Here is an 8,038-nt window from a genome sequence, read left to right on the forward strand (position 1 = left end):
TGCTTTGGGAGCGCCGGCAGCGGCAGACGGACGACCGCCCGACTTGCCGTGCGGACGGCCATCGCGGCGTTGATCGGGTTTGCGCTCCGGCTTGGGCGCAGATTTGAAGCCCAGCCCGAGGAGCTGGTCGCGGAGTGTGTCGCTCATAGGTAACCGTCAGTAATGCGGGGGCGGTGGTTCGTCGGCGGCATCGGCATAGAGCGCGGTACGCACCTTGCCCAGATCGTCCAGCAGGTGCCGCAGCAGGTCGGCGTTGCGCGAGCCCTGCATGCGGGCATCGGCCAGGGCTTCGCTCATTTCGGCCAGTGCCTGCTCCTGGAAGGAGACCCGCATTTCCAGCTCAACCAGACGGGCTTCGAGCGCTTGTTCGCGCTCGTTCGGGGAAAACTCATGCATGCAGGGAACGTCCTCGGCCAATGCCGTAATAAGCGAGGCCTGCGGCCTCTATTTCCTGCGGGTCGTACAGATTGCGCCCATCGAACACCACCGCATCCCCGAGCGCCTCGCGCAGACGGACAAAATCGGGGCTGCGGAACTGCTTCCACTCGGTGACCACGATCAGCGCGTCGGCACCTTCCAGTGCCTCGAACGCGGACTCGCACAACATCAGATCCTTGCGCTCACCGAAAACACGACGGGCTTCGCCCATCGCCTCGGGATCATAGGCTCGCACCCGCGCGCCGGCCTCCCACAACTGCGCCAGCAGCCGCCGGCTGGGGGCGGCGCGCATGTCATCGGTATTGGGCTTGAACGCCAGGCCCCATACCGCAAACGTCTTGCCCCGCACGCCTTCATCCTCGCCCCGGTCGTAATGGCGCTGGATCAGGGTGAACAGGTGGCCCTTCTGCGCCTCGTTGACCGCTTCCACCGCCTCCAGCAGCCGGGGCGTATGCCCGTGCTGGGCGGCGGTGCGCGCCAGCGCCTGCACATCCTTGGGAAAGCAGGAGCCGCCGTAACCGGCGCCGGGATAGATGAAGTGCCAGCCGATGCGCGGGTCCGAACCGATGCCCTGGCGGACCTGTTCGATATCCGCCCCCACGCGCTCGGCGATATTGGCGATCTCATTCATGAAGCTGATCTTGGTCGCCAGCATCGCGTTGGCCGCGTACTTGGTCAGCTCGGCCGAACGCACATCCATCTCCACCACACGGTCGCGCTTGCGGTTGAACGGGGCATACAGACGGCGCAGGACGGTCACCGCGCGCGCATCGTCCGCACCGATGATGATCCGGTCCGGCCGCAGGCAGTCGGCCACCGCATCGCCTTCCTTGAGGAACTCCGGGTTGGAGACCACATCAAAGGCGACCCGGGCGCCGCGGGCGGAAAACTCCTCGGCGATCACCGCGCGGACCTTGTCGGCGGTACCGACCGGCACCGTCGACTTGTTGACCACCACTGCCGGATGGTCCAGGTGGCGACCGATCGTGCGGGCCACGGCCAGCACATATTGCAGGTCGGCACTGCCGTCCTCATCGGGCGGGGTGCCGACTGCAATGAAGATCACCTGAGCATGGGCGATGGCGCCGGCCGCTTCGGTGGTGAAGGCCAGCCGCCCGGCGGCGTGGTTGGCCTGCACCAGTGGCGCCAATCCCGGTTCGTAGATCGGGATGACGCCACGGTTCAGACCATCGATCTTGGCCTGGTCGATATCGACACAGACCACGTCATGACCGACCTCGGCCAGACAGGCTCCGGTGACGAGACCGACATAGCCTGTACCGAACATCGCGACGCGCATGGCAGCGGGAACTCCGTGGCTGTGTTACTGCAGAATACCCAGCAGTTCCACGTCAAACGTCAACGCCGCGTCAGGACCGATCGGGCCACCCGGGGTACCGGCGCTGCCGTAAGCCAGCTCCGACGGGATCCAGAAACGGTACTTGGCACCGACCGGCATCAGCGACACGCCTTCGGTCCAGCCCTTGATGACCTGGTTCAGGCCGAAATCCACCGGCTCGCCACGCTGGTAGCTGCTGTCGAACACGGTGCCGTCCAGCAGCTTGCCTTCGTAGTTCACGCGCACGCGGCTGGTCGGGACCGGACGCTCGCCGCTGCCCGGGCGGATCACCTGGTACTGCAGGCCCGAGGCGGTGGTCACCACGCCCGGCTGGGTCTTGTTCTTGGCGAGGAAGGCATTGCCTTCTTCACGGTTCTTGCCGGCCGAAGCGGCCTGCTTGGCAGTGCTGAAAGCCTGCAGCATGGCCTGCGCCTGCTGGCGGTCCATCAGCGGCGTGCCCTTGCTGAACACGGTGGTGATGGCCTGGAACACCGAGTCCAGGTCGATTTCCTTCTGGATCGGCGCCAGCGACGGGCCCACCGCATAGCTGCCCAGCATCAGGCCGACTTTTTCCTTGTCCACCGACGGCGGCTGGCTGCCCGGCGCCATACCCGGCACCTGCTGGCCGGAACGGGCCATCATCACGGTGCGCAGCGCCTGGTCGGTCTGCTGGGCCTCTTCCTGCGAGAGCAGCGGCTGGCCGCCGGCAAATGCGTTCTCGATGCCACGACGCAGTGCCGCAATGTCGACTTCCGAAGCGATGGGCTCAAACGAGCTGGCAACGTCGATGCCGATGGCGTAACCGACTTTTTCACGATCCGAGGTCAAAACAGACTTCTCCTTGGTAGCCGCCGGGGCGGCAGGTTGTTGCGACATCACGACACCCGGTGCCGCCATCGCCAGAATCAGAAGCGACGCCACGGCGCCGCGCTTTCCCATCTTCATTCGCTGCTTTCCTGGAAGTGAACAAACGCCGCGGTCGGCGCAAGGGGCGACATTGTCGCACGCACGCTGGATATGTCGAGGCGCCTCAACGCCGCGGCACGGGTGCCGCCAGCTCGCGTTCGATCGCCGCACGCAGCGCCGGATCATCCGGGCGCACCTTGCTCGGGAACTGGGCGACCACCCGCCCGTCGCGCGACACCAGATACTTGTGGAAATTCCAGCCCGGCGCCACGCCGGTGGCGCGGGTCAGGTCCCGGTACAGCGGCGTAGCTTCCGGGCCGACCACATGCACCTTCTGGAACATCGGGAATTTCACGCCATAGGTCAGCGTGCAGAACTCCTGGATCTGCGCCTCGGTGCCCGGTTCCTGACCCTTGAAGTCGTTGGAGGGGAAACCCAGCACCGCAAATCCCTGCCCCGACAGCTCCTGCTGCAGCGCCTCCAGTCCTTCGTACTGCGGAGTGAAGCCGCATTTGGAGGCGGTGTTGACGATCAACAGCACCTTGCCGCCATAGGTCCGATTCAGGTTCACCTCGCTGTTTCCCGCCAACAGGCGGTAGTCGCGGTCCAGCAGCGGCCCGGCAACGGCACTCGCCGCACCGCCAAGCGACGCCATAAAAACCATTGAAATCAGCTTTTTGCGAATTTTCAAAATCCTTCTCCTGGGCAATCGGCACTGATGGATACGTATCGGCCGTAATTTTAGTGACAGAACAGTTGCGCGGCGCCGTGTCGGTGTTATAGTTGCATACAACACCAGCCACCCTACACAGGGAGCCGAGATGAGCATCAAACGCAGCAGGCACGTACTCCAGGCAGTGATGGCCACGGGCACCCTGTTGTTGCTCGGCTGCTCGGCGGCGCCTGAAACCGGCCGTACCAACGTCCGGGATTATGCAGCCGAGGCGGCCGGTGATGAGCAGGATGCGAATGACCTTCCCAAAGCGAAGCGGCCGGTCAGGCGGATGCGAACCAGCCTGTCACTGCCCTACTTCTCCTTCGCACAGTCGCTGAACCCGCGGAGCTGACTCATGACTGATATCCAGTGGAGCGATGGTGCTCCCATCTACCGCCAGTTGAAGGATCGCGTGATCGCGATGATGCTGGACGGGCTGCTCAAGCCGGGCGATGCCCTGCCCTCGGTACGCCAGGTGGCGGCCGAATACCAGCTCAACCCGATCACGGTATCGCGTGCCTACCAGGAGTTGGCCGACGAGAACCTGGTCGAGAAGCGCCGTGGCCTGGGCATGTTCATGACCGAGGAAGCCGCGCTGAAGCTGCGTGGCAACGAGCGCGAACGTTTTCTCAAAGACGAATGGCCCGCGGTCCTGGAGCGTATCCAGCGTCTGGGGCTGACCTTGGAAGATCTGCTGCCATCGGGGACCACGCTATGAATGCCGTTACTGAACCGGTCGTTTCCGCCACCGGCCTGCGCAAGGCCTACAAGAAGAAGCCGGCACTGGACAACGCTAGCTTCTCCATCGAACCGGGCCGCATCGTCGGCCTGATCGGCCCCAACGGCGCCGGCAAGACCACGGCGCTGAAGGCCCTGCTCGGGCTGACCCCGTTCGAAGGCGAACTGCGCGTGCTGGGCATGGACCCGCGCACCCAGCGCAACGCGCTGATGAACGATGTCTGCTTCATCGCCGACGTGGCCGTGCTGCCGCGCTGGATCCGGGTCAGGGAAGCCATCGACTTCGTCGCCGGCGTGCATCCGCGCTTTGACCGCGCCCGCTGCGAGCGCTTTCTGGCCAACACCAAACTGCAGCCCAGGCAGCGGGTGCGCGAGCTGTCCAAAGGCATGGTGGTGCAGTTGCACCTGGCGCTGGTGATGGCCATCGACGCCAAGGTGCTGGTGCTGGACGAACCGACCCTGGGTCTGGACATCCTGTACCGCAAGGAGTTCTACCAGCGCCTGCTGGAAGATTATTTCGACGAGCAGAAGACGATCATCATCACCACCCACCAGGTGGAGGAGATCGAACACATCCTCACCGACGTGCTGTTCATCCGCGATGGCAGGATCGTGCTCGCCGCCGACATGGAATCGATGGCCGGGCGCTACACCGAGCTGCTGGCCTCGGCCGACACGCTGGAGGCCGCCCGCGCACTGGGCCCGATCGACGAGCGCGCCCTGCCGTTCGGCAAAACCGTGCTGCTGTATGACAACGTCGAGCGCAGCCGTGTCACCGCCCTGGGCGAAACCCGCAACCCGGGCCTGGCCGACCTGTTCGTGGCCATCATGAAGGGAACCTACGCATGAACGCCGTTCACCACATCACCCCGCTGGGCAAGTTCAAGTGGCTGCTCAAGCGCGAATACTGGGAAAACCGCGGCGGCTTCCTGTGGGCGCCGCTGATTGCCGGCGGTGTGTCCCTGCTGCTGTCGCTGATGGCGATCGTCGCCGGACTGTGGGCGGCCAACCGCGCCGCGGACAATGGCGATCTCCATATCAATGGCGTGAACGTCAATGGTCTGGACCTGAAGCTGCTGACCACACAGATGTCGCCCGCCGACATGACCAAGTGGGCCGAAGGCATGAACTTCACCCTGGTGCTCAGCTCGGCGTGGCCGTTTATCGTGCTCGGCTTCGTGGTGTTCTTCTACTGTCTGGGCGCGCTGTACGACGACCGCCGCGATCGCAGTGTGCTTTTCTGGAAGTCGATGCCACTGTCCGATACACAGACCGTACTCTCCAAGCTGTTCAGCGCGCTGGTCGTGGCACCGGTGTTGGCGGTGATCGCTGGCATCCTCACCATGCTGGGCTTCCTGCTGATGATCAGCTTGGTGGCGCTGGCCCATGGCGGCAGCCCGATGACCCTGATCTGGGGGCCAGCCAGCCCGCTGACCCTCATCGGTGGCATGTTCGCCTGGATCCCGGTCTATGCACTTTGGGCGCTGCCTACCGCTGGCTGGCTGCTGCTCTGTTCGTCCTGGGCCAAGAGCAAGCCGTTCCTGTGGGCGGTGATGTTGCCGGTGTTCGCCGGCGTGGTGGTCAGCTGGTTCGGCCTGATGAAGCTGTTTGACATGAATGCCGGCTGGTTCTGGGCCCATGTGGTCGGCCGCCTGCTGCTGGGCACCGTACCGGGTATCGAGATGGCCTACAAGGCTGACCTCAACGGCGGGCAATCGCTGCAATCGGTGCTACATGGCCTTACTCCAGCCGACCAGTTCACGACGCTGGTCAGCCCGCAGCTGTGGATTGGCGCCGTTGTCGGCATCGCTTCATCGTTCTGGCGATCTGGCTGCGCCAGCGCCGCGACGACATCTGAACCGCCTTCCGCCATCGCAAGGAACCGAGATGAACATCAAACCCCTCCTGTTCGCCCTGGCCCTGCTGCCCGCCAGCGCCATTGCCGGGGAGCACTGCAAGTTCAGCCAGCCACAGGCCTTGGAGCTGGAGCTGGCCGGCGCCAAAGCGTGGTATTTGAAGTCAACAGCCACGACTTGAAGCTGCAGGCCAGCCCCGGCGCCAGCGCCGCGCTGAGCGGTCGCGCCTGCGCCTCGACCCAGGATCTGCTGGGTCAGCTGTCGCTGACCCAGCGCAGGGTGGGCGACAAGCTGGTGGTCACCCTCAAGCGCGAAAGCCAGGGCCTGAATATCAACTTCAGCGGCAGCACCTACGCCTATCTGGACCTGACCGGCACCGTGCCGGACAACATCCTGGTACAGCTCAAGGTCGGCTCGGGTGACGCCACGTTGGCCGGCGCGCGCTCGATGAGCGCCGATGTCGGCTCCGGCGATGTCAGCGCCCGCGACATCAAGGGCCTGGCCACCGCGGCGGTCGGCTCCGGTGATATCCAGTTCGACAACGTCGGCGCCCTGTACCTGCTGTCACTGGGCTCGGGTGACGCCCGGATCCACGGCGTCCGCGGCGATGCACGGGTCGGAAGCATCGGCTCGGGCGACCTGGAGCTGCGCGGCGTACAGGGCGCGGTGACCATCGAAAGCCTTGGCTCGGGCGATATCGAGGTACGTGACACCCGCGGCGGCGTCAGCTGGGCGCGATCGGCTCGGGCGATGCTGACGTCCACAACGCCGCCAGCCTGCGCGTGCAACGCGTGGGCAGCGGTTCGATCCGTCACAGTGGCGTTTCTGGCACGGTCGATCTGCCAAAAAAACGCTGACATTCCCAACCGCAACGGAAAGCACCTCATGAAAATTCCTGTCGCCCCCCTGTTCGCCCTGGTTCTGGCCCTGCCGCTGGCCGCCTGCGGTGAACGCCCCCAGACCGGTGCTCCGGGCACCGATACAGCGCTTGGCCAGAAGGTCCGCGCTGCTACCGATGAAGCCCGCAAGAAGCTGGCCGAAGGCAACATCAGCATTTCCAAGGACGGCGGCGCCAAGGTCGAGATCTCGCCCAGCGGCGAGCTGCTGATCAACGGTACTGCCGTACCGCTCGATGCCGGGCAGCAGGCACTGGTGATGCAGTACCGCGCGCAGATGGTCAAAGTGGCCGAAGCCGGTATCGATGTCGGCATAGCCGGCGCCAACCTCGGCGTCAATGCCGCCGGGGAAGCGATCAAGGGCATTTTCAGCGGCAATAGTGGACAGGTCGAAGCCCGGATCAATGCCGAAGCCGACAAGCTGAAACAGCAGGCGCAGCTGATCTGCGACCAGTTGCCCGCACTGATGGCCACCCAGCAGAAGCTGGCCGCCGCCGTACCCCAGTTCGCCCCGTACGCGAAGATGGACCAGAGCGATATCGACGATTGCCGCAGTAACGGTGAGTTCTCAGCTCCGTAAGCCGCATTGGCAGCGGGGCGGTAAACTGCCGCCCCCTGCCCCACGCCTTGCCCTCTCATGAACAAGCTGCTGTTGTTGGCCCTGGCGGCCATGGTTTCCCTGCTCTCCGCTTGTGGCGACCGCGCCGAATACGCTGCGCACCGCGTCGAGCGCAGCAAACCGAAGATGGAAGTGACCGATGACCGTATCGCGTTGCGTCGCGCCCCCTATCCCAATCTCGACATCCAGCCCGATGGCGGCTTGCGCGTGGATGACATCGCCATCCCGCTGATGCCCGAACAACAGCAGATCCTGCAGACCGGTTTCGTCAAACTGCAGATCCTGCGCCAGAACACACTGGTGGACGCCACGCCGGCCAGCAAGCCGGGCGAGCGCACCCTGCCGATCGTGATCCCGCCGGGGCAGGAACCGTTCCCGGCCGATCTGGCCGAACATATACCCGAGTTCAAGCAGTACAGCGAGGCGCTGGCCAACCCGCGCGCGCTGCGCTGACCACGCGCCCTTCCGGCTCCAGCGCCAAGGCGGCAGATGCCCGCCTTTTTCATGCCCGGCCGGTTGCCCGGCCTGAGC

9 protein-coding genes and 3 pseudogenes are annotated in these 8,038 nt (G+C 64.8%); 7 read left to right on the forward strand and 5 right to left on the reverse strand.

Annotation, left to right across the window (positions count from 1 at the left end):
• The 5 genes and pseudogenes from JCM9942_RS18910 to JCM9942_RS07515 form a co-directional block, all read right to left on the reverse strand.
• A pseudogene (locus JCM9942_RS18910) lies at positions 1-147 on the reverse strand (DUF2058 domain-containing protein); the annotation flags it as partial.
• A gap of 9 nt (positions 148-156) precedes the next feature.
• Complete coding sequence (locus JCM9942_RS07500) at positions 157-396, reverse strand: SlyX family protein (RefSeq protein ID WP_054658842.1); 240 nt, start codon at positions 394-396, stop codon at positions 157-159.
• Positions 389-1,738, reverse strand: a complete 1,350-nt coding sequence (locus JCM9942_RS07505) for a UDP-glucose dehydrogenase family protein (protein ID WP_054658844.1) — start codon at positions 1,736-1,738, stop codon at positions 389-391. The genes JCM9942_RS07500 and JCM9942_RS07505 overlap by 8 nt, the downstream gene beginning before the upstream one ends.
• 24 nt (positions 1,739-1,762) lie before the next feature.
• Positions 1,763-2,722 carry an FKBP-type peptidyl-prolyl cis-trans isomerase N-terminal domain-containing protein gene (locus JCM9942_RS07510; protein WP_054658846.1) on the reverse strand — a complete coding sequence of 320 codons (960 nt, stop codon included), beginning with the start codon at positions 2,720-2,722 and terminating at the stop codon, positions 1,763-1,765.
• An 85-nt stretch (positions 2,723-2,807) separates the two neighbouring features.
• Positions 2,808-3,347 carry a glutathione peroxidase gene (locus tag JCM9942_RS07515; RefSeq protein ID WP_054658859.1) on the reverse strand — a complete coding sequence of 180 codons (540 nt, stop codon included), beginning with the start codon at positions 3,345-3,347 and terminating at the stop codon, positions 2,808-2,810.
• A 157-nt stretch (positions 3,348-3,504) separates the two neighbouring features.
• Here JCM9942_RS07515 and JCM9942_RS07520 point away from each other — a divergent pair, with 157 nt between their 5' ends.
• From JCM9942_RS07520 to JCM9942_RS07545, 7 genes and pseudogenes are all read left to right on the forward strand, one after another.
• Entirely contained in the window at positions 3,505-3,750 is a 246-nt protein-coding gene (locus tag JCM9942_RS07520; protein WP_054658848.1) for a hypothetical protein, read from the forward strand.
• A gap of 3 nt (positions 3,751-3,753) precedes the next feature.
• Positions 3,754-4,116: a GntR family transcriptional regulator gene (locus tag JCM9942_RS07525; protein ID WP_054658850.1), complete on the forward strand. Its 363-nt coding sequence runs from the start codon at positions 3,754-3,756 to the stop codon at positions 4,114-4,116.
• Positions 4,113-4,985, forward strand: coding sequence for an ABC transporter ATP-binding protein (locus JCM9942_RS07530; protein WP_054658852.1), 873 nt, complete (start codon positions 4,113-4,115; stop codon positions 4,983-4,985). The genes JCM9942_RS07525 and JCM9942_RS07530 overlap by 4 nt, the downstream gene beginning before the upstream one ends.
• A pseudogene (locus tag JCM9942_RS07535) lies at positions 4,982-5,994 on the forward strand (hypothetical protein). The gene JCM9942_RS07530 and the pseudogene JCM9942_RS07535 overlap by 4 nt, the downstream one beginning before the upstream one ends.
• Positions 5,995-6,023: 29 nt before the next feature.
• Positions 6,024-6,849: pseudogene (locus tag JCM9942_RS18225) on the forward strand (GIN domain-containing protein).
• 28 nt (positions 6,850-6,877) lie between these two features.
• A complete protein-coding gene (locus tag JCM9942_RS18230; protein WP_057505820.1) occupies positions 6,878-7,468 on the forward strand; it encodes a DUF2884 family protein in 591 nt (196 codons plus the stop codon).
• Positions 7,469-7,525: 57 nt separating this feature from the next.
• On the forward strand, positions 7,526-7,960 hold the full coding sequence (locus JCM9942_RS07545; protein WP_054658857.1) for a hypothetical protein: 435 nt from the start codon (positions 7,526-7,528) through the stop codon (positions 7,958-7,960).
• Positions 7,961-8,038: the final 78 nt, after the last annotated feature.

This window comes from Stenotrophomonas pictorum JCM 9942 (assembly GCF_001310775.1).
GTDB classification, from domain to species: domain Bacteria; phylum Pseudomonadota; class Gammaproteobacteria; order Xanthomonadales; family Xanthomonadaceae; genus Stenotrophomonas; species Stenotrophomonas pictorum.